The organism is Catellatospora bangladeshensis, from assembly GCF_016862575.1.
GTDB lineage: Bacteria > Actinomycetota > Actinomycetes > Mycobacteriales > Micromonosporaceae > Catellatospora > Catellatospora bangladeshensis.
This window is the reverse complement of record NZ_BONF01000019.1, coordinates 27,418-48,764: the sequence shown is the minus strand read 5'-3', so window position 1 is coordinate 48,764 and position 21,347 is coordinate 27,418. Positions and strand designations below refer to the sequence as shown.

The following is a 21,347-nucleotide window of genomic DNA, read 5'->3' as shown; positions in this document are numbered from 1 at the left end:
GCTCAGCCCTTGCGCCACTTCTGGGCGCCGGTGCCGTTGCAGGTGTAAAGCTGCAGCTTGGTGCCGTTGGCGGTGCCGTTGGCGGTCACGTCCACGCACTTGTTGGCCTGGATGTTGACCAGGTCACCGGCGCCGCTGAGGACGAACTTCTGCGCCCCGGTGCCGTTGCAGTCGTAGAGCTGGATGGCCGCGCCGTCGGCGGTGGAGCCGGCCGCCACGTCCATGCACTTGCCCAGCGCCCGCAGGCTGCCGTCGGCCTCGAAGCTCCACTTCTGCGCGCCGGTGCCGTTGCAGTCCCAGATCTGCAGCCGGGTGCCGTTGGCGGTGTTGGAGCTGGGGATGTCGATGCAGCGGTTGCTGCTCTGGCCGATGAGCGAGGTCGCGCCGGACGGCGGGGTGGTGCCGCCGTCGTACGCGAACACGCGCACGTAGTCGACCAGCATCTGCTGCGGGAAGATGGTGCTGCCGTCGGGCGAGCCGGGCCAGTTGCCGCCCACGGCGACGTTCAGCAGCATGAAGAACGGGTGGTCGAAAACCCAGCGGTTGCTGCCGGCGTCGGCGCGGGTCTTGCGCAGGTACTGGATGCCGTCGATGTACCAGGTCACCGAGTCCGGCGCCCAGTCGACGGCGTACGTGTGGAACGCGTCGGCCAGCCGCGCCCCGCCGGGCAGGGTGTACTGGCCGGTGAGCGCGCAGCAGCCCGAGTAGCCGGGGCCGTGCAGGCTGCCGTGGACGGTGCCGGGCTCGCGGCCGATGTTCTCCATGATGTCGATCTCGCCGGAGTTCGGCCACGGGTTGGTGGCGATGTCGCTGCCGAGCATCCAGAACGCGGGCCAGATGCCGTTGCCGCGCGGGATCTTGATGCGCGCCTCGAACCGGCCGTAGGTCTGGGTGAACCGGTCCGCGGTGAGCAGCCGCGCCGAGGTGTACTGGCAGCTGCCGTACCAGCAGCCGTAGCCGGCCGGGTTCTCCCGGCGGGCGGTGATGACCAGGTTGCCGGCGCCGTCGTGCACGGCGTTGCTGGTGCTGTTGGTGTAGTACTGCAGCTCGTTGTTGCCCCAGCCGCCGCCGCCGATGTCGAACTTCCACTTGCTGCCGTTGACGGGCGTGCCGGCGGCGGCGTTGAACTCGTCGGACCAGGTCTGCGGGCCGACGGCGAGGGCGGGGCTGGCGGTCATGACGGTGGCGGGCACGGTGAGCGTGGCGGCGGCGAGCGCGGCCACGGTGACGCGGGCCATGAGCCGTGTTGCTCTGCGCATGGGACCTACCTCCAGGGAGCGGGCGGAGCGTGCTACCAGGCGGTCGAGCGGGACACCTTTTCGGTAAGCACTCTTAATAAATCGATACGCGTCACGTTAAATCGGTGTGACGGCGGCGTCAAGAGAGCGCTCTCTACGTGCACGGCCGGGGACAGCGCGTGAGCGTCCACAGTGGATCATCCTCTACCAGGTCGATGGGGTGCTGTCGTCATCGCTTACGGCGAGCCCGGCGGCCGATCGACGAGCGGTGCGCCGCGTGAGGACATGCGCCGGACGAGTGGTGGTCGCCGTTGCGGCGCTCCCGATGGCCGGAGAGCCGCCGTACCCCGTCGTCACGGACGGTATCGACGCGCCTGGCCGGAGCCGTAACGTCGCGGGATCCACCATGGACAGACAGTGAGGAGAGAGGATGCGCGCGGTCATCAGCGCGGAACTCGGGGGAGCGGCGCGGCTGGCGGAGCTGGAGACGCCGTCCGCCGGGCCGGACGAGGTGCGGGTCAAGGTCGCCTCGTCGTCACTGAACGGATTCGACACCGCTGTGGTCAGCGGCTACATGGCCTCATTCATGGAGCACCGGTTCCCGGTGGTGCTCGGCCGCGACTTCGCGGGCACGATCGACCAGGTCGGCCCCGGGGTCGGCGGGTACGCCGAGGGTGAGCGCGTCTTCGGCGTGGTGCTGGGCCACCCGCTGCAGGCCGGCGCCTTCGGCGAGTACGTGGTGGTCCCGGCGGCGAGCCTGGCCCGGGTGCCCGACGGGCTCGACCTCACCACGGCGGGCGTGCTGGGCCTGGCCGGGGCCGCCGCGGAGACCGCGGTCAACGCGATCGACCCGCGGCCCGGCGACACCGTGCTGGTCGCGGGTGCGACCGGCGGCGTGGGCAGCATCGTGGTGCAGCTGGCCGCCGCGCGCGGCGCGGTCGTGCTGGCCACCGCCTCGTCGCCGCAGGGCGCCGAGCTGGTGCGCCGCCTCGGCGCCGCGCACGTGATCGACTACCGGCACGAGTTCATCCCGCAGGTCGCCGCCGTGGCGCCGGGCGGGGTGCGGGCCGTGGTGCACCTGGCCGGGGACCCGTTCGAGCTGGCCGATCTGCTCGCGCCCGGCGGCCGGTTCACCAGCCTGCTCGGCGTCGGGGCGGACCAGCTGGTCGGCCGTGACCTGGTCGCCGTGCCGGTGAACGCCGATCTGGCGCCCGCCGCGATGGAACGGCTGGCGGGCGAGGTGCGCGCGGGCCGGGTGTCCGTGCCGGTGCAGCGTGTGTACGAACTCGACGAGGTGCCGCAGGCGTTCGCCGACTTCGCCGGGGGCACCATCGGCAAGCTCGCCGTGCGCGTCGGCTGACCGCACGGCGCACATCGCCCGGCCGGGGCCCGTCCGCACCGCGGGCCCCGGCCGGGTTCAGCTCAGCAGAACGGCGTGCCGCTCGGCCGTACGCACAGGTCGCCGCCTGGTCCGCCGTCGTAGACGTCCGTGCCGGGCGCGCCGATGAGCAGGTCCGCACCCGCCCCGCCGCGCAGGGTGTCGTCGCCTGCGCCGCCGATCAGCAGGTCGTTGCCGTCGCCGCCGCGCAGCTCGTCGTCACCGCCCAGGCCGAGCAGCGTGTCCGCGCCGCCGAGCCCGCACAGCACGTCCGCGCCCGGGGTGCCGATCAGCACATCAGGGCCGGGCGTGCCGGTCTTCGTGCAGACGGGCGCGGGCGGGACCTCGCTGACCTCGACCGCGCCGGTCTCACACGCGGCTCCCTGCGGCCGGGCGGTGCCCCGCTGGTCGGTGGTGAGCACGGTGCACGCCCCGGCGGGCACCCGGCCGTTGACCGGGCTGGCCGCGGTGGGCAGCAGCGTCTGCGTCGGCCCGCCGTTGGTGGCCAGGCTCAGCAGGCCCGCGTCGGGCGTGGTGTTGAGGTCGCCCGGCCCGGCCACGAACGCGCACGAGCCGTCACCGCCGACGTTGTACCCGGTGGACGTGGTGGTGCCCGCGATCGCGCACTCGTCGGCGCCGCCGGTGCCCAGCGCCACCACCGAGGCGAAGGCGTGCAGGTCCGCGCCGGTGGCCACGTTGGACGCGGCGGGGCCGAAGTTGCCGTACACGGTGGCGTGCCGCAGGAACACGTCGCCGCCGGCCCCGAACAGCGCGCCGCCGGAGACGTTGGCGTTGTTGCCGGTCAGCGTGGAGTTGTCGACCCGGGTCTCGCCGGTCTCGGCGTACACGCCGCCGCCGCGGCCGTTCGCCCCGAGCGCCCCGTTGGCGCTGAACGTGGAGCCGGTCAGCACGATCTGCGCGGGCGGCGGCCCGTCGGTGTTCTCCAGGATGAACACGCCCAGCCCGCCCCCGGCGCCCTCGCGCGTGTTGCCGCTGACCGTGCTGTTCGTGACGTACACGTGCAGCTCGTCGGTGGGGGTGTCCTGGTCGGCGTTGACCACGATGCCGCCGCCCGGCGACGACGGACCGGGGCTGTTGCCGCTGATGGTGGAGCCGGTGACCTCCAGGTGGCCGCAGGCCGAGCAGGTCACGCCGGTGCCGTCGTTGTCGGAGACGGTCGAGTCGGTCAGCGCGAACAGGCCCGAGCCCTGTCCGGTGGTGCTCAGGCCGCCGGTGCCGTTCTGGGTGACCGTGGAGCCGGTGACGGTCAGCGCGCCGTCGATCAGCCCGACGCCGCGCAGCGTGTGCTGCCAGATCACCGAGTCGGTGACGTGCACGGTGCCGAACGAGACGCGGATGCCGGTGCCGGTGTTCGGCCCGAGCGTCGAGCCGGTCAGGTCCAGGCTCGCCCCGGAGATGCCGTCCTCGCTGTTGAGCACCGCGCCCCCGCCCGCGTCGTTGCCGGACACGGTGCTGTCCACCACGTCCAGGTCGCCGGCGTACTGCGCGGCCGCGCCGGGGCCCTCGCCGCCGGTGAGGGTCACGTCCTGCACGATGACCGTGCCGGCGGTGTCGAGCGTGTGCAGCAGGCGCTCGTTCGCGCAGGTCTGGGTCACCGTCGCGCCGCCGCCGTCGACGGTCACCGGCTGCGCGGTGGTGACGTCGAGGTCGCCGCCCGCGTTGGTGTCGTCGTCGGCGCACAGGCTCAGGGTGTACGCCCCGGCGGCCAGTTCGATGGTGGTCGGCCCGGCCGCGGCGTTGGCCGCGTCGACGGCCTCGCGCAGCGAGACCAGGCCGTCCCCGCCGTTCACCACGTCGGCGGTGGTGGTCACGGTGACGGTGGCGGCCAAGGCCGGTGCCGCGGGCAGCACCACCAGGGCCGGGATTACGAGGAGCAGGGCGAAGGTGCGCCGCATCAGGAGTCCTCTCACGACAGTGCGCATCGATGCGCTTGCCTGCGAGCCTGCTCGGTGCGGACCGGCGGGCACCAGCCGCCGGTCGGCCACGAGCACTGTCGGCATGCGGTCACGCTGAGATGCTGGGGAGGGTGGACGTGCCCCGGCGGGAAGGCAACCCAGAAGTTGCCACGGCAACACCCGAGTTGCCTCGCCGGGACGAGTTGTGCCTGGGAGCGCCCGCCGCAATGTCTTGGTGGCGGCGCCACAACTTCTGGGTTGTAGCTACAACCCAGAAGTTGTGGCCTCGCCGGGTGGCCTGTGCTGCCGGTGGTCGGCAGGCGGGTGCCGGACGCCGGGCCCGTGGTTGGCCGGGTCCGGTCGGGTCGTCCGGACCCGTCCGCCAGGCTCGTCCACCAGGCTCGGCGACCGGGCTCGGGCACCTGGGCCGGTGGGCGCGCCACGGAGCCGTCGCGGCGGTCAGGCGGAGAGGATTTCCACGTCCAGGTCGGCCAGCGCGGCGCGGTCGGCGGTGAGGTCGATGGCGGTGATCCGGCCGTCCACGACGGTGAAGGAGAGCGCGACGCGGACCTTGCCGCCCGGTGCCCACACCGCGCCGACGACGCTGTCGAGCAGCGCGGCGCGCGCCTCGGCGGCCTTGCCGGACCAGTAGCCGGCCACCGTCCGGGAGCCGTGGGCCTCGGCGGCCGAACCCATCTTCACCGCCAGCGCGTCGGAGCGCATCACCACGTCCGGGTCCAGCACGGCCAGCAGGGCCTCGAAGCGGCCCTCGCGGGCGGCGGACAGGAACGCCTCGACCACCTCGCGGCGGCGGGCCTGGTCGGCCTCGGCCGCGTCGGGCGCCAGGCCCTGCACCCGGCGGCGGGCGCGGCTGGCCAGCTGCCGCGCGGCGTCCGGCGACTTCCCGATGACGGGGGCCACCTCGTCGAACGGCACCGCGAACATGTCGTGCAGCACGAAGGCCAGCCGCTCGGCGGGGGCGAGCGTGTCCAGCACCACCAGCAGGGCCAGCCCGACGGAGTCGGCCAGCAGCGCCTCCTGCTCCGGGTCGGGCGTGGCGCCCTCCGCGGGGACGAGGCCGGTCTCGGCGGCGTCGTCCAGCGAGTCCTCCCGGCGGGTGGTACGCGAGCGGAGCATGTCCAGGCAGATGCGGCCGACGACGGTGGTCAGCCAGCCGCTGAGGTTGCCCACCTCGCTGACGTCGGTGCGGGACAGCCGCAGCCAGGCCTCCTGCACCGCGTCGTCGGCCTCGGCGGTGGAGCCCAGCATCCGCAACGCGACGCCGCGCAGCCGTCCCCGGTCCTGCTCGAAGCGTTCCGCCAGCCGGTCCTGATCCCGCATCTCCTGCATACCTCCATGAATCGCCATCAAATGTGATCCAGGCCATATCTGTCACATCTTCGTCGAGCGGCCCGTCATACCGATGACGAACGAGAACGGGCCGATGTGACAGCCCGGACGACCAAGATCCTATGGAGGAACCCATGCAGGCACGGATGACCAACCCCGCCACGCTGCTGCCGGAGGCTGTGAAGGGCATCAACGCCCTCTACAAGGCCGCCCACTCGGCCGGGGTGCCCACCTCGACGCTGGAGCTGGTGCACCTGCGCAGCAGCCAGATCAACGGCTGCGGCGCCTGCGCCGACTCCGGCGCCCGCGCCATGCGCAAGGCGGGGGAGACCGACGACCGGCTGTTCTCGGTCGCCACCTGGCGCGAGACGCCGTACTTCACCGACGCCGAGCGGGCCGCGCTGGAGCTGGCCGAGTACGCGACCCGGCTGGCCGACCGGCCCGACCCGGTGCCGGACCACGTCTGGGAGGCGGCGGCCAAGCACTTCGGCGAGAACGAGCTGGCCGCGATCGTGCTGTGGATCGCGACCACGAACCTGTTCAACCGGATGAACGTGACCACCCGCCAGCCGGCCCCGCAGCACTGGGGCTGACGGTCAACCGGGGCTGCGCCCATGCCGACGGCGGGCGGAGCCCCGGTGACCCGGTGGCGTCAGTGCACGTCCGTGCGGCGGGCCGGCTCCGGTCCGGCGGCGGGCCGGGGCGCGGCCCGCTCCGGCAGCGCGGGCCGGGTGTGGCCGGGCATGGTCGGCTGCCGCCGGGGCCGGGGGACCGGTCCGGCGGCGGCGCGGGCACGCACCGCGGTGAGCACGTGCTCGGCCCAGGTGTCGAGTGCGGGCTGGTCCGGCCGGACACCGGCCAGCGGCGCCGGGCCGTGGCAGCCCGCCGCGAGGGCGATCGCCTCGGCGTACCCGGCCGTGTCGTGCGGGTTCACCGTGATCGCGCCCGGTAGCTCGGCGGCGCCGCTGGTCAGCTCGCTGACCACGACCGTGGCCCCGCGCGCGCCGCGGGCCGCGGCGAACTCGTGCGCGGCGTGCAGCGTGCCGTGGTGCACCGGGGTGGCCAGCAGGCCGTCGCAGGCCAGGTACAGCGCGGCCAGCTCGCGCCGGTCCGGGCTGGTGCGCACGTAGTGCACCACGGCCTGGCCGACGCTGGCGTGTGTGCCGTTGAGTTTCGCGATCAGGCGGTCGACCAGCTCACGCTGCTCCTGCTCCTCAGGGGTGCGCGGCTCGCCGCAGGCGACGTGCAGCAGCGCCACCGTGCCCGGCTCCGGCCGGTGCTCGGCGAGGAAGCGGTCGAAGGCGTGCAGCCGCTGCTCGACCGCGTCGGCCGGGTCCCAGCCGGCGATGGACAGCAGCACCGGCCCGTCCACTCGCAACGCGGCCCGGATCTCGGCCGCCCGCGCCCGGACCTGCGGCAGCCGGGACAGCCGCCGCATGCCGCCGGTGTCGGCGGGCAGCGCGCAGGCCAGCACCCGGACCCGCCGGTTGCCGACGGCGATCTGGCCGTCGCGCACCGGCAGCCCGTGCACCCGCCCGGCCAGGTCGAGCAGGTTGTCCACGGCGCGGCGGTGCGGCAGCGCCACCACGTCGGCACCGAGCAGCCCGGACAGCAGCTCGCGGTGCTCGGGCAGCCGCCCGAACGCCTCGGCGGGCGGGAACGCGCTGTGCAGGTGCACCGCGGAGGCCAGGTCGGGCCGCATCCGGCGCAGCATCCGGGGCAGCAGCTGCAGCTGGTGCCCGTGCAGCCAGACGATGCCGCCAGAGCCCGCGGAACTGGCGACGGAGTGCGCGAGCGCATGGTTGGCCTGCTCGTACGGCTCGAACCAGCCGTCCGGGAACTCGGCCCGCTGGTGGTGGTAGAGCGAGCGCAGCAGGCCCGAGCCGAGCCGGGCCGCGGCGCCGTCCGGCACCGCCGTCCAGGTCCCGCGGCGCGCGGCGACGAACGGGCGCAGCGAGGCCAGCGCGACGTCGACGTGGTCGCTGCTGTCGTCGGGATCGGCGGCGGGCACCCGGTCACCCGCCACGATCAGGTCGTAGGCGCGCTCGTCCCGCGCCGAGGCAGGCTGCTCGCCCCTGCTCACGCGACCACCCGGCCCTGCTGGTACGGCAGGATCTGCAACATGCGGTCGAGCCGGGCCAGCCGCAGGCTGCGGCGGGTGCTCGCGTTGGGCGAGCGCAGGGCGACGGTCCCGCCGTCGCGCACGGCACGCCGGTGCGCGTCGAGCAGCAGCAGGATGCCCGCCGCGTCGATCGTCTCGCACTCGGCCAGGTCGATCACGATCTGCTGCGGGCGCAGCTCCAGCGCCTCCTCCAGGAGACGGTTCACCCCGGGCGCCGCTTGCGCGTCGAATACGCCCTTGACCTGCACCTCCACCAGCGGCACCGCCTGTGCCGTGGCCGTCGCGACCGTTTCGTTCACCTGGCTACCTCCTTACCGGCGGAGGTCCCTATGCCCGGTCCGGTGCGGAGCTAACCCTCGAAAGCATGACAGTTTTGTGACAACCCACCCACGAGGTATGGGCCGGCCGGTGGCGCCCTGTCGCCACCGGCCGGCCTGCTCGGTGCCCGTTACGAGGTGACCAGGTCGAACTGCTCCCACGGGCCGATGGAGGTGCGGTTGGCGATCAGCGGGGCGGCGCCGCCGTTCTCCGCGACGACATACCGGCCGTTGGCCTGGGCGCGCAGGCTGATGCTGCCGTTGCTGTTGCGGATCAGCGCGAACGTCTCCCAGCCGCCGATCGCGGTGCGGTTGGCGATGAGCGGGTTGGCCCCGGCGTTGTCGGCGCAGACGTACCGCGAGTTCACCAGCGCGCGGATGGCGACGTTGCCGCTGCCGCGGTCGATGATCTCGAAGCGCTCGGCGGTGCCGATGGTGGTCGCGCTGGCGATCAGCGCCGACGCCCCGCCGTTGGGGGCGGTGACGAACCTGCCGTTGGCGCGGGCGCGCAGGCTGGTCCCGGCCGGGCCGGGGGTGGGCTTGCTGCAGTCGGCGGCGACCGCCCCGGCCGCGATCTGGATGCCGCCGAGCAGCATCCGGGTGAAGTTGGTGTCGGTGTAGCTGGCCTCGGTGTGGCCGAGGCCGGTGTACCAGGCCCGGCCGCCGCCGTACGCCTGGCACCAGGTGATCGGGTGGTCGCCCATGTTGCCGCCGGTGTAGCTGGCCTCGTTGAGGTTCATCAGCACGCGGACGTTGGCACGCGGGTTGGTGCGGTAGTTGTACCACTCGTCGCTGCGGGTCCAGGTGGACGGCAGGTGCGCGGTCGAGGCGTTGACCGGCGCCTCCACCCGCAGCTGGGCGTTCTGGATCGCGGGGTGGGAGTGGAAGTACGCCCCGACCAGCCCGCCGTACCAGGACCAGTCGTACTCGGTGTCGGCTGCGGCGTGGATGCCGACGTAGCCGCCGCCGGAGGCGATGTAGCTCTGGAACGCGGTCTGCTGAGTCGCGTCCAGCACGTCGCCGGTGGTGGAGAGCCAGATGACGGCCTGGTACTGGGCCAGGTTGGCGGTGGTGAACTGGGCGGCGTCCTCGGTGGCGGTGACGGTGAAGCCGTTGGCGGTGCCGAGTGCCTGGATGGCGGCGATGCCGTTGGGGATGGACGAGTGGCGGAAGCCGGCCGTCTTGGAGAAGACCAGCACCTTCGTCAGCGGCGCCGCGGAGGCCGGGGCCGGGGCCAGCAGGGTCGTGGCCAGCACCGTGATGAGGCCGGCGACCAGGGACAGTACGCGTTTTCGCATGTGGCTCGCTCCTTGCCTGAGGTTAGCGCGGTGAGCGGGCGGCGACCGGCGTACGCCGCGGCACGCCGGGCCGGTCGGCCGCGGGCGCGAGCGGGGAAGCGGGGCGCGGGCGGCGACCGGGACAGCGCCCCCGGGGCGCGGGCACGCCCCTGGACGGCGTTCGCGGAGGTCACCCGCGAACCGGAGCCGGTCGCCGAACACGGATCCGATATCTATCGGCATCGAATCCTATAGGAATCGTCCGGCCGGGGGAAGTCCCTTCCGTCCGATCCAGCCCTCCGATTTGTCAACAGCAGCCGAACTTTTGCTAGATCAGAAAAAAGTATGCATCTCTATCTAGAAACTTTTGCTGGCGTGGATTTAATATGGCCGCCACGAACGCGTTACAGGAGGTCCTGTGCGTACTGGTATATGGCTCGTCGGCGCCCGCGGATCGGTCGCGGTGACCAGCATGGTGGGTGCGCTGGCGATCCGGGCCTCCCTCGCCGAGCCCGTCGGCTGCGTCACCGAGCTGCCCGCGCTGCGCCACCCGGCGCTGCCGGCGCTGTCCGAACTGGTCTTCGGCGGACACGACGTGTCCTGCGTCGGCCTGGTCAAGAAGGCACAGGCGCTCGTGGCCGCGGGCGTGCTGCCCGCCGCGGTGGTCGCCGCCGTCGCCGACGAGCTGTCCGCGATGGAACCCGAGGTCCGAGCGGCCCCCGAGGGCCGCACGCAGCACGACACCGTCGCCCGGATCACCGCCGATCTGGCCGACTTCCGGGCCCGGCACCGTCTGGAGCGGGTCGTCGTGGTCAACGTGTCCTCGACCGAGCCGCTCGCCGCCCCGCACCCCGCGCACGCCGACGCCGCCGCGCTGGCCGCCGCCCTGCACACCGAGCAGGTGCTGCCGCCCAGCTCGCGGTATGCGTACGCGGCGTTCACCACGGGCTGCGCGTACGTCGACTTCACCCCGTCGACCGGAGCACGGCTGCCCGCGCTGGACCAGCTCGCCGCCCACCACCGGGTGCCCTACGCCGGGCACGACGGCAAGACCGGCGAGACGCTGCTCAAGTCGGTGCTCGCGCCCATGTTCGCGATGCGCAACCTGCGGGTGCGCTCCTGGTCGGGCACCAACCTGCTCGGCGGCGGCGACGGCGCGACCCTGGCCCGGCCGGACGCCAACGCGGCCAAGGTCGCCAGCAAGCAGCGGGTGCTCAAGGAGACGCTGGGCTACGAGCCGGAGGGCCACACCCGCATCGACTACGTGCCCGACATCGGCGACCTGAAGACCGCCTGGGACCTGATCACCTTCAGCGGCTTCCTGGGCAGCCGGATGCGGCTGGAGTTCACCTGGCACGGCTGCGACTCCGCGCTGGCCGCCCCGCTGGTGCTGGATCTGGCCCGGCTCACCGCCGCCGCCCACGCACAGGGGGAGCACGGGGCGCTGCCGCAGCTCGCCTACTTCTTCAAAGACCCGCTCGGCGACGTCCCGCACGGCCTGGCCGAGCAGTGGGAGCTGCTCTGCCGCTGGGTGCACGGGTGGCCGCTCGCGGCAGCGGACTCGGGCTCCGGCGGGCCCGGCGGTGCGGCGGACGAGCACGCGGACCGGGTCGCGGACCAGGACGGGGCGCAGCCGCGATGAGACTCCGCGACCTCGCCCAGCTCGTGCGCGCTCCCGCCGCGCTGTCGGTGCCGGGTGACGCCGTGGCGGGCGCGGTCGCGGCGGGCAGCCTCAGCGCCCGCACCGCCGGGGTCGCCGCCGCCTCGGTCTGCCTCTACTGGGGCGGCATGGCCGCCAACGACTGGGCCGACCGCGAGCTGGACGCGAAGGAGCGCCCCGAGCGCCCCATCCCGTCCGGCCGGATCAGCCCGAACACGGCGCTGGCCGTGGCGGGCGGCCTGACCGCGGCGGGCCTGGTGCTGGCCGGGGCCAGCGGCGGGCGGCGCACCCTGGCCACCGCCGCGCTGCTCGCGGGCGCCATCTGGACCTACGACGTGAAGTGGAAGAACAGCCCGGCGGGTCCGGCGGGCATGGCGCTGTGCCGGGGGCTGGACGTGCTCATGGGCGGCAGCGGCGGCGACCTGCGCCGCGCCGCCCGGCCCGCGCTGGCCGTCGCCGCGCACACGTACGCCGTCACCGCACTGTCGCGGCGGGAGGTGTCCGGCGCCGACCGCACGCTGCCCGCGCTGACGCTGGGCGCGACCGCCGCGGTGGCCACGCAGGCCGCGGGCCGGTCCGGCGGGCCGCTGCCGGTGCTGCTGGCGGCGTGGTATGCGGTGCGCTTCGGCCGGGCCCAGCGCGAGGTGCTGCGCCAGCCCGACGCGCCGCGGGTGCGCGCCGCGGTCGGGGCCGGGATCACCTCGCTGCCCGCGCTGCAGGGCGCGCTCATCGCCAGGGACGGCCGGCCGCTGCTCGGGGCCGCGATCGCCACCGCCGCCCCCGCCGGGGCGAAGCTCGCGAGAAAGGTGTCCCCGACATGAGCCTGCGCTTCGGCTACGGCACCAACGGATTCGCCAACCACCGGCTCGCCGACGCCCTCGACGTGATCGCCGAACTCGGCTACACCGGCGTCGCGCTGACGCTGGACCACGCGCACGTGGATCCGTACGCCATCGATGTGAAAGACCAGGTGGCACGGACCGCACGGCTGCTCGCGGAGCGGGAGCTGGCGGTGGTCGTGGAGACCGGCGCGCGTTACCTGCTCGACCCCCGGCGCAAGCACGCGCCCACCTTCCTGCACGAGGACGCGCCCCGCCGCGTCGACTTCCTCAAACGGGCCGTCGACATCGCCGCCGAGCTGAACGCCGAAGCCGTGTCGTTCTGGGCCGGGGTCCGTCCCGCGCACGTATCCGCCGACGTGGCCTGGCAGCTGCTGGCCGAAGGCTGCGCCGAGGTCGTCGCCTACGCGGCCGAGCGCGGTGTCGCGCCCGGCTTCGAGCCCGAGCCCGGCATGCTCGTCGAGACCCTCGCCGACTGGCAGCGGCTGCGCGACCTCGTCGGCGAGCAGCTCAAGCTCACCCTCGACATCGGCCACTGCTGCGCCAACGAGCCCGTCGGCGTCGAGGAGTGCGTCCGGATCGCCGGGCCGCACCTGGTCAACGTGCAGATCGACGACATGCGCCGCGGCGTGCACGAGCACCTGGAGTTCGGCACGGGCGAGATCGACTTCCCGCCGGTGCTGCGCGCGCTGGCCGACACCGGATACACCGGCCTGGTCGCCGTCGAGCTGCCCCGGCACTCGCACGCCGCACCCGAGGTCGCGGCCCGCTCGCTGACCTTCCTGCGCGCCGCGCAGTGGCTCGGCGACGCCCTCGACAAGATCGCCCGCGACCCGGCCGCGATCGCCACGCTGCTGCCCGCCGCACGCCGGGGCGTGGGCCGCGCCGCCGCCGAGGACGCCCGGGTGCGCCTGCTGCACGCCGCCGCGCCCGGCGCGGACGCCGCCGCCGAGCTGTACCGCTACGGCGACAACGACGAGAAGCGTGCCGTGCTGCTGGCCTGCCCCGCTCCGGACCTGGTCCGCGACGCGCTGCGCAGCAACGACACCCGCCTGGTCGCCGCCGCGCTCGGCCCCGGCGCGCGGGACCTGCCCGCCGCCGAGTGGCGCCAGGGCGTGCTCAAGAGCGTGTTCATGGGCCTGCCGCTGTCCGGGGTGGACGGGCTGGCCGAACGCGCCGACACCGAGCTGGGCCGCATGCTCGCGGCCCTGCGCCACGAGCGGGAAGCGGCCGGCCGCACCATGCCCGCCGACGCCGTCGAACTCCTGGAGAGGCTGCATTGATGCGCATCTTCGACCCGCACATCCACATGACCTCGCGCACCACCGACGACTATGAGCGGATGGCGGCGGCGGGTGTGCGAGCGCTGGTCGAGCCGGCTTTCTGGCTCGGCCAGCCCCGCACCAACCCGGGTTCGTTCACCGACTACTTCGACGCGCTGATCGGGTGGGAGCCGTTCCGGGCGAGCCAGTACGGCATCCGGCACCACTGCACCATCGCGCTGAACCCGAAGGAGGCCAACGACCCGCGCTGCCGGGAGGTGCTGCCGCTGCTGCCGCGCTACCTGGCCAAGGACCGGGTCGTCGCGGTCGGCGAGACCGGCTACGACTCGATGACCGCCGAGGAGGACGAGGTCTTCGCGGTCCAGTTGCAGCTCGCCCGCGAGCACGGGCTGCCCGCGCTGGTGCACACCCCGCACCGGGACAAGGTCACCGGCACCCGGCGCAGCCTCGATGTGGTCAAGGAGTCCGGCATCGACCCGGGCATGGTGGTGCTGGACCACCTCAACGAGCCGACCGTCGGCGAGGTCGCCGGGACGGGCTGCTGGATGGGCTTCTCCATCTACCCCGACACCAAGATGTCGCCCGAGCGCATGGTCGCCATCCTGCGCGAGTACGGCCTGGAGCGCATGCTCGTCAACTCCGCCGCCGACTGGGGCAAGTCCGATCCGCTGCTCACCCTGCGCACCGGCGAGGCGATGCTCGCGGCCGGGTTCAGCGCCGACGACGTGGACCGCGTGCTCTGGCGCAACCCCGTCGAGTTCTACGGGCAGTCCGGCCGGCTCGACCTCGACGAGGACGCCGCCGCCGAGGCGACGTTCGCCGGGAACTCGATCCTGCGCGGGGGTTCGTGATGCGGCTGCGCGACGCCGACGGCACCACCGTCCACCTGGCGTACTGCACGAACGTGCATGCGGCCGAGGACTTCGACGGGGTGCTGTCGCAGCTGGACCGGTTCGCGGTGCCGGTGCGCGAGCGCCTGGGCGCCGACGTGCTGGGGCTGGGCCTGTGGCTGGCCGCCCCGGTCGCCCGCGCCCTGGCCGAGCAGCCCGAGCTGCGCCGGCGGCTGCGGACCGAGCTGTCGGCGCGCGGCCTGGAGACGGTCACCCTCAACGGCTTCCCCTACCAGGCGTTCCAGGCCCCGGTGGTCAAGCACGACGTCTACCTGCCGGACTGGACCGACCCGCGGCGGCTGCGGTACACCCTCGACCTGGCCCTGGTGCTGGCCGAGCTGCTGCCCGACGACGCCGCCCGCGGCTCGATCTCGACGCTGCCGCTGGCCTGGCGCGAGCCCTGGGACAAGCGGCGCTTCGGCGCCGCCCGCGCCCAGTTCGGCGAGCTGGCGGCCGGACTCGCCCGCCTGGACCGGACGGTCCGGGTCGCGCTGGAGCCCGAGCCGGGCTGCGTGGTCGAGTCCACCGACCAGGCCGTCGCGGCGCTGTCCGCCGTCGCCGACGAGCATCTGGGGGTATGCGTCGACCTCGCGCACCTGGCCTGCGGCTGGGAGGACCCGGCCGACGCGGTCGCCAAGCTCAAGTCGGCCGGGGTGCCCGTGGTCAAGGTGCAGGTGTCCCAGGCGCTGGAGGTCGAGGACCCGCAGGCGGCCCGGGAGGTGCTCGCGGCATACGCCGAGCCGCGTTTCCTGCACCAGACCCGCAGCTCGGCGGGGGAGCGCTTCGACGACCTGCCGCTCGCGCTGGCCTCGGAGGCGCCCGGCCCGTGGCGCATCCACTTCCACGCGCCGCTGCACGCCGCCGCCCTCGAACCGCTGCGCACCAGCACCCAGGTGCTGCAGGAGGGCCTGGCCGCGCTGCTCACCAACTCCGACTGCGACCACTTCGAGGTCGAGACCTACACCTGGGACGTGCTGCCGTCGGCGGCCCGCCCCGCCGACGACGCGGGGCTGGCCGCGGGCATCGCCGCCGAGCTTGCCTTCGCCCGGGAACAGTTCGCCGCGTTGGGAGTGTCGTGATGGACCGGATCAATCCGCTGGTGGTGCTGGACGTCGTCGGGCTGACGCCACGGCTGCTCGCGCGCATGCCCCGGCTGCGCGCCGCGTGCGCGGACGGCTTCACTGCGCGCCTCGACCCGGTCGTGCCGGCCGTGACCTGCTCGGTGCAGGCGACGTTCCTGACCGGGAGCACCCCGGCGCAGCACGGCATCGTCGGCAACGGGTGGTACTTCCGCGACCTCGGCGAGGTGCTGCTGTGGCGGCAGAGCCACGCGCTCATCGAGGGCGAGCGGGTCTGGGACGCGATCCGCAGGGACCGCCCCGGCTACACCGTGGCGAACATCTGCTGGTGGTACGCCATGGGCGCGGACGTCGACTGGACGATCACGCCGCGCCCGATCTACCGCGCCGACGGCCGCAAGGAGCCGGACTGCTACACGATCCCGGCCGAGCTGCACGACGAGCTGCCCGAGTTCCCGCTGTTCACGTACTGGGGTCCGGGCGCGGGCCTGCCTTCGTCGAAGTGGATCGCCGAGGCGGCGGTGCACGTCATGCAGACCCGCGACCCGGACCTGACCCTGGTGTACGTGCCGCATCTCGACTACGACCTGCAGCGCTTCGGCCCGGCCGACCCGCGCTCGGCCCAGGCCGCCGCCGCGCTGGACGAGGTCCTCGGCCCGCTGCTCGACGCCGCCGCCGCGCGCGGGGCGACGCTGGTCGCGCTCTCGGAGTACGGCATCACCGACGTGTCCCGCCCCGTGCACGTCAACCGGGCGCTGCGCGCCGCCGGGCTGCTGCACGTGCACACCCAGGACGGAATGGAGTACCTGGACCCGTTCACCTCGCGCGCGTTCGCCGTCGCCGATCATCAAATCGCGCATGTGTACGTACGCGACCCCGCCGACCTGGCCGCCGTCGCGAAGATCTGCGCGGAGCTGCCCGGCGTCGGGCAGGTGCTCGACGAGTCCGGCAAGGCCGAGCAGGGGCTGGACCACGCCCGCAGCGGCGAGCTGGTGCTGCTCGCCGAGCCCGACGCCTGGTTCACGTACTACTACTGGCTCGACGACAAGCGCGCCCCCGACTTCGCCACCCACGTCGAGATCCACCGCAAGCCCGGCTACGACCCCGCCGAGCTGTTCTTCGACCCGGCGAGCCCCGGCGCCGCCAAGGCCCGTGCCGCGAAGGCGCTGGTCCGCAAGAAGCTCGGCATGCGCTACCGCATGAACGTGATCGGCCTGGACGCGGGCGCGTCGGCGATCCGGGGCTCCCACGGCCTGCTCCCACCCGGTCCCGACGACGCACCCCTGCTCCTGTGCTCCGACCCCGGCCCCGCCGTCGACCGCATCGCCGCCACCGACGTCAAGGCCCTCCTCCTCCGCCTCGCCGGGAGCACGCCATGACGCCGGGGTGTGGCAGTTTCCGGGAAACTGCAGGGTGGGTCGCTGGGATTCGTGCAGTTTCCCCGAAACTGCAGGGCGGCCGCGCGGGCACGCCCGTGGGGTGGGCGCTCGCTACGCGGGTGGGGGCCCACGCCGGTGGGCGCGTCAGTTTCGGGGAAAGTACAGGGTCTGGGGTGAGGATTCGTGCAGTTTCCCCGAAACTGCACTCCGGACCCGCGGGTGTGGGGAGCGCGCCGTGACGCTCGCGCCCGCGCCGACGCCGCTGGCCGCGCGGATCGACGCGGTGCTGGCCGGGTTCGTGGACGGGCAGCGGCTGCTGTGGCCCGACGAGGACCTGCGGCCGATGCTGGATTCGCTGCGGCGGTTCATCCTGAGCGGGGGGAAGCGGCTGCGGCCGGCGTTCTGCTACTGGGCCTGGCGCGGCACGGCGGCCCCGGCGGAGCAGGCCGACGACCAGCGCGCGGTGACCGCGGGCGCGGCGCTGGAGCTGTTCCACTGCTTCGCGCTGATCCACGACGACCTGATCGACGACGGCACCCGCCGCCGGGGCGCGCCGTCGCTGCACGAGGAGTTCGCGGCGGCGCACGCGCGCGCGGGCTGGCGCGGGGACGCGCGGGCGTTCGGGCGCAACACCGCGCTGCTCTGCGGCGACCTGTGCGCGATGTGGGCCGAGGAGCTGCTGGCCGGGTGCCCGGTGGAGCCGGTGCGGCTGGCGCAGGCGCGGCGCCTGTTCGCGGTGATGCGCACCGAGGCGGTGGCGGGGGAGTATCTGGAGGTCGTCGCGCAGGCGATGGCCGACTTCGGGCCGGGCGCGCCGGCCCGCGCGGCGCGGGTGGTGCAGCTGAAGACGGGGCGCTACTCGGTGGTGCGGCCGCTGCAGATCGGGGCGACGCTGGCCGGGGCGCCGGACGCGGTGCTGGACGGGCTGGCCGCGTACGGCGAGCCGCTGGGCGAGGCGTTCCAGCTGCGCGACGACGTGCTGGGGGTGTTCGGCGACCCGGCGCGCACGGGCAAGTCCACCCTGGACGACCTGCGCCAGGGCAAGCCGACGCAGCTGCTGGCGGAGGCGTACGCGCGCGCCGACGTGCGATCGCGTGCGGTGCTGTCGGCGCACGTGGGGGATCCGCAGCTGGACGAGCCGGGGGCACGGCTGGTGCGGGAGGCGGTGGCCGGCAGTGGGGCGCTGGCGGCGGTGGAGGAGCGGATCGCGGCGGCGCGGGCGGAGTCGCTGCGTGCGCTGGACTTCCTGGATCTCGCGCCGGACGCGCGGCAGGCGCTGGCGGGGCTGGCGGAATTCGTGGCGAGCAGATCGGCCTGAGGCAACAGGATCGCTCAGGAATCCACTGAGCCCACCAATTTCCATATAAACAGCGACATGTCTTAACCTGATCTTCCTCTATCCTATAGGATATTTCATACACGGTCCGGTAACAGGCCGGAAACTCTGCCCCCATCTCGCGGAGGTCATACCCCCATGAACCTCAGCAAGTCGCTACGACTGGCCGTCGCGGCGCTCGTCGCCGCCGGCCTGGGCGCGGCCGCCCCCGCCGCTCCCGCCCTGGCGTCGCCGACCGACGCCGCGTTCAACAGCTCCACCGGCGCGCTCAACGTCAACTACGCCGGATACCTGTCCAAGCACGACGTCGTCTACAACCGCCAGAACACCAACCCGCTGCACGGCCTCACCGTCGGCAACGGCAAGACCGGCGCCATGGTCTGGTCCGCCAACGGGATCACCGCCCAGGTGTCCGGCGTGGACCTGTCGCAGCAGTCGGCGTTCGCGGCCGGCATGCTCAACTTCAACACCAGCCCGGCCCTGGACTCCGGTTCCAGCACCTTCCAGCAGCGCCTGTCGCTGTACGACGGCACGCTGACCACGAAGTACGACAGCAACCGCACTGTCACCATGATGGGCTCGCCCGGCTCCGAGGTGATGGGCATCCACGTCGACGACGCCCGTGGCGGGGTGTCGAGCGCGACGCTGGAGCTGAGCCTGTGGGACCCGAACGGGGTCTCCAACAGCGCCGACGTGCCCAACCTGACCACCTGGCGCACCGTGTCCACCGGCAGCGACTCCTCGGCCGCGTGGTTCAGCCGGGGCCAGGCCGACCCGAACAACTTCGGCTACACCTTCGCCGCCACGGTCGAGGGTGCGTCGTACACGGCGTCGGTGGTCAACGGGACCCGGGTGCGGCTGAGCATCACGCCGACGTCGAGCTACACCATCTGGTTCACCGCGGCCAGCCGGATCAACTCCCCGAACCTCGACTCGGTCGCCCAGGCCAAGAACCAGCTGAACTCGGCGAAGTCCACTGGTTACAGCACGACGTTCACCAACTACAAGAACTGGTGGCACAACTTCTGGGGCAAGTCGTTCGTGCAGTACTCGAACTCCAACGGCGAGGCCGACTACCTGGAGAACGTGTACTACCTGTCCACGTACATGATCGCGGCGGGCGGGTTCGGCAACTACCCGGTGCACTTCATCAACGGCGTGTTCCGGGCGACCGGCGACCAGACCAAGTGGAGCAACGGGTACTGGTACTGGAACCAGCGCGACGTCTACAACTCGTTCCTGGCCAGCAACCACGCCGACATGATGGCGGTGTTCAACCGGCTCTACAGCCGCAACTACGCCGCGCTCAAGGCGTACACGCAGACCAGGTACGGCACGGACTCGCTGTGGGTGCCGGAGACGATGGGCTGGGACGGCAACGCCCGCGGCACCATCAACAGCGACTACGTCAACGACATCTACTCCACCGGCACCGAGGCCGCGTACAACATGTACCTGCAGTACCGGTACACCAACGACACCGCGTACCTGCAGAACACGGTGTACCCGTACCTGAAGGACGCGCTGCGCTTCTACCAGAACCGGTTCCAGCTGATCAACGGCAAGTACCAGATGGTCAACAGCAACGCGCACGAGACCTACTGGGACGTGCGCAACGCGATCACGGACCTGGCCGCGGTGCGGCTGCTGGCCCCGCTGACCATCCAGGTCAGCACGCAGCTCGGCCTCGACAGCGGGCTGCGCGCCGGCTGGCAGAACCTGGTCGACAACCTGTGGCCGTACCAGATCTCCAACAACGCCTGGCTGCCGCACGACCCGCCGACGTCGCCCACGCGCAACGGTGAGAACGTGTCGGCCGAGCTGATCTGGCCCTACGACCGCACCGGCATCGGCTACGCCGACTACGGCACCGCGCTGAACACCTGGAACGTGCGGCCCAACCCGTACAGCAACGTGTGGGCGAACGACCACGCGCAGGCGGCCCGGCTGGGCCTGGGCGACCAGGCGTTCAACGGCATGAAGCTGATGCTGCAGCGCTACCAGAACTACCCCAACGGCATGACCAACAACACCAACGGGGTGTTCGAGTACCTGGGCATCCACCTGGTCGCCATGAACGAGTCGCTGATGCAGAGCTACAACGACAAGATCAGGGTGTTCCCGGCGGTGCCGACCGACTCGTCCTTCGTCGGCAAGTTCACGCTGCTGGCCAAGGACGGCTTCCTGGTCAGCTCGGAGCGCGAGGCCGGCGAGATCAAGTACGTGGGCCTGCGCAGCCAGTTCGGCAAGAACGCCACGGTGGTCAACCCGTGGGGCACCCAGCAGGTCCGGGTGCGCCGCACCAGCGACAACGCGATCATCACGACGTCCAGCGCGGCGGAGATCAGCTTCGCCACCGCCGCGAACACGGTGTACGTGGTCGAGCGCACCGCCAAGCCGCTGGCCAACTACACCACGGCCACGCTGACCGGCACGCAGAACAACGACGCCAAGTCGCTGCGCAACACCGCCTCGACGCTGGGCCTGGGCACCGGCGGCGGAGGCGGGCTGGTCAACAACACCGAGCTGACCTACGACGCCGGGTGGTACCACACCACCGGCCGGGGCTACGGCGACTACAACGACGACACCCACCACACCAACACCGTCAACGCCGCGGCCAGCTACACCTTCACCGGCACCGGCATCGAGTACCTGTCTGAGCGGTTCAGCGACATGGGCAACGTCGACGTGTACCTCGACGGCGTGTTCCAGGCCAACGTCAACCTGAACGTGTCCGGCGCGCGGCAGGCGCAGGTGGTGGTCTGGTCGAAGACCGGCCTGGCCAACGCGCAGCACACGATCCGCATCGTCAACAAGACCACCTCGGTGGCGATCGTGGACGCGCTGCGCGTCACCACCGGCGGCGGCAACCCGCAGCCCACGGGTTATGTCGCGCTGCGCGCCCTGGCCAACGGCCAGTACGTCACCGCGGCCAACGCCACCACGGCGCTGATCGCCAACTCCACGACCACCGGCACCGCCCAGCAGTTCGAGGTGGTCGACCTCGGCGGCGGAAACGTCGCGCTCAAGGCTCGCAGCAACGGCCAGTTCGTCTGCGCCGAGAACGCGGGCGCCAACCCGCTGCTGGCCAACCGCGCCTCGGCCGGCTCCTGGGAGACGTTCGCGCTGGTCCGCAACTCCGACAACACGGTGAGCCTGCGGGCCACGGTCAACAACCTCTACGTGGTGGCCGAGAACGCCGGTGCGGGCTCGCTCATCGCCAATCGCACGGCCATCGGGCCGTGGGAGAAGTTCGACATGATCACACTCTGATTCGTGC

The 21,347-nt window shown here is 72.7% G+C and carries 16 protein-coding genes; 10 read left to right on the top strand and 6 right to left on the bottom strand.

Going from position 1 to position 21,347, the window contains the following annotated elements; all coding sequences use genetic code 11:
* Positions 1-2: 2 nt before the first annotated feature.
* The gene (locus Cba03nite_RS17615; protein ID WP_203747067.1) at positions 3-1,259 is read right to left on the bottom strand and encodes a glycoside hydrolase family 16 protein; all 1,257 of its coding nucleotides are present in this window, start codon (positions 1,257-1,259) and stop codon (positions 3-5) included.
* A gap of 409 nt (positions 1,260-1,668) precedes the next feature.
* Between Cba03nite_RS17615 and Cba03nite_RS17610 the strand changes: the two genes are divergently transcribed.
* Positions 1,669-2,598 (top strand): NADP-dependent oxidoreductase, encoded by a 930-nt coding sequence (locus Cba03nite_RS17610; RefSeq protein ID WP_203747065.1) that lies wholly within the window; start codon positions 1,669-1,671, stop codon positions 2,596-2,598.
* Positions 2,599-2,660: 62 nt separating this feature from the next.
* On the opposite strand, the gene Cba03nite_RS17605 is transcribed toward Cba03nite_RS17610, so the two are convergent.
* A complete protein-coding gene (locus Cba03nite_RS17605) occupies positions 2,661-4,532 on the bottom strand; it encodes a right-handed parallel beta-helix repeat-containing protein (RefSeq protein ID WP_203747063.1) in 1,872 nt (623 codons plus the stop codon).
* 459 nt (positions 4,533-4,991) lie between these two features.
* Positions 4,992-5,873: a sigma-70 family RNA polymerase sigma factor gene (locus Cba03nite_RS17600; protein ID WP_203747060.1), complete on the bottom strand. Its 882-nt coding sequence runs from the start codon at positions 5,871-5,873 to the stop codon at positions 4,992-4,994.
* Positions 5,874-6,016: 143 nt separating this feature from the next.
* Here Cba03nite_RS17600 and Cba03nite_RS17595 point away from each other — a divergent pair, with 143 nt between their 5' ends.
* Positions 6,017-6,475 carry a carboxymuconolactone decarboxylase family protein gene (locus Cba03nite_RS17595; RefSeq protein ID WP_203747057.1) on the top strand — a complete coding sequence of 153 codons (459 nt, stop codon included), beginning with the start codon at positions 6,017-6,019 and terminating at the stop codon, positions 6,473-6,475.
* A gap of 59 nt (positions 6,476-6,534) precedes the next feature.
* Here the strand turns inward: Cba03nite_RS17595 and Cba03nite_RS17590 are convergent, their stop codons facing one another.
* The 3 genes from Cba03nite_RS17590 to Cba03nite_RS40520 form a co-directional block, all read right to left on the bottom strand.
* The gene (locus Cba03nite_RS17590) at positions 6,535-7,965 is read right to left on the bottom strand and encodes a trehalose-6-phosphate synthase (RefSeq protein WP_203747054.1); all 1,431 of its coding nucleotides are present in this window, start codon (positions 7,963-7,965) and stop codon (positions 6,535-6,537) included.
* Positions 7,962-8,303 carry an STAS domain-containing protein gene (locus Cba03nite_RS17585; protein ID WP_203747051.1) on the bottom strand — a complete coding sequence of 114 codons (342 nt, stop codon included), beginning with the start codon at positions 8,301-8,303 and terminating at the stop codon, positions 7,962-7,964. Before Cba03nite_RS17585 ends, Cba03nite_RS17590 begins: the two co-directional genes overlap by 4 nt.
* Positions 8,304-8,452: 149 nt before the next feature.
* A complete protein-coding gene (locus Cba03nite_RS40520) occupies positions 8,453-9,619 on the bottom strand; it encodes a ThuA domain-containing protein (protein ID WP_203747048.1) in 1,167 nt (388 codons plus the stop codon).
* 397 nt (positions 9,620-10,016) lie between these two features.
* On the opposite strand from Cba03nite_RS40520, the gene Cba03nite_RS17575 reads away from it, so the two are divergent.
* The 8 genes from Cba03nite_RS17575 to Cba03nite_RS17540 all read left to right on the top strand — a co-directional run bounded on the left by Cba03nite_RS17575 (position 10,017) and on the right by Cba03nite_RS17540 (position 21,340).
* Positions 10,017-11,240 (top strand): inositol-3-phosphate synthase, encoded by a 1,224-nt coding sequence (locus Cba03nite_RS17575; protein ID WP_203747045.1) that lies wholly within the window; start codon positions 10,017-10,019, stop codon positions 11,238-11,240.
* The gene (locus tag Cba03nite_RS17570) at positions 11,237-12,079 is read left to right on the top strand and encodes an SCO3242 family prenyltransferase (RefSeq protein ID WP_203747042.1); all 843 of its coding nucleotides are present in this window, start codon (positions 11,237-11,239) and stop codon (positions 12,077-12,079) included. Before Cba03nite_RS17575 ends, Cba03nite_RS17570 begins: the two co-directional genes overlap by 4 nt.
* Positions 12,076-13,380 carry a TIM barrel protein gene (locus tag Cba03nite_RS17565; protein ID WP_203747038.1) on the top strand — a complete coding sequence of 435 codons (1,305 nt, stop codon included), beginning with the start codon at positions 12,076-12,078 and terminating at the stop codon, positions 13,378-13,380. Before Cba03nite_RS17570 ends, Cba03nite_RS17565 begins: the two co-directional genes overlap by 4 nt.
* Complete coding sequence (locus Cba03nite_RS17560; protein WP_203747035.1) at positions 13,380-14,231, top strand: TatD family hydrolase; 852 nt, start codon at positions 13,380-13,382, stop codon at positions 14,229-14,231. The genes Cba03nite_RS17565 and Cba03nite_RS17560 overlap by 1 nt, the downstream gene beginning before the upstream one ends.
* Complete coding sequence (gene eboE / locus Cba03nite_RS17555) at positions 14,231-15,349, top strand: metabolite traffic protein EboE (RefSeq protein WP_203747031.1); 1,119 nt, start codon at positions 14,231-14,233, stop codon at positions 15,347-15,349. The genes Cba03nite_RS17560 and eboE overlap by 1 nt, the downstream gene beginning before the upstream one ends.
* Entirely contained in the window at positions 15,349-16,728 is a 1,380-nt protein-coding gene (locus Cba03nite_RS17550) for an alkaline phosphatase family protein (RefSeq protein WP_203747028.1), read from the top strand. Before eboE ends, Cba03nite_RS17550 begins: the two co-directional genes overlap by 1 nt.
* Before the next feature lie 235 nt (positions 16,729-16,963).
* Positions 16,964-18,046 carry a polyprenyl synthetase family protein gene (locus Cba03nite_RS17545; RefSeq protein ID WP_203747025.1) on the top strand — a complete coding sequence of 361 codons (1,083 nt, stop codon included), beginning with the start codon at positions 16,964-16,966 and terminating at the stop codon, positions 18,044-18,046.
* Between the two features lie 156 nt (positions 18,047-18,202).
* Positions 18,203-21,340, top strand: coding sequence for a fascin domain-containing protein (locus Cba03nite_RS17540; protein ID WP_203747022.1), 3,138 nt, complete (start codon positions 18,203-18,205; stop codon positions 21,338-21,340).
* Positions 21,341-21,347 lie beyond the last annotated feature (7 nt).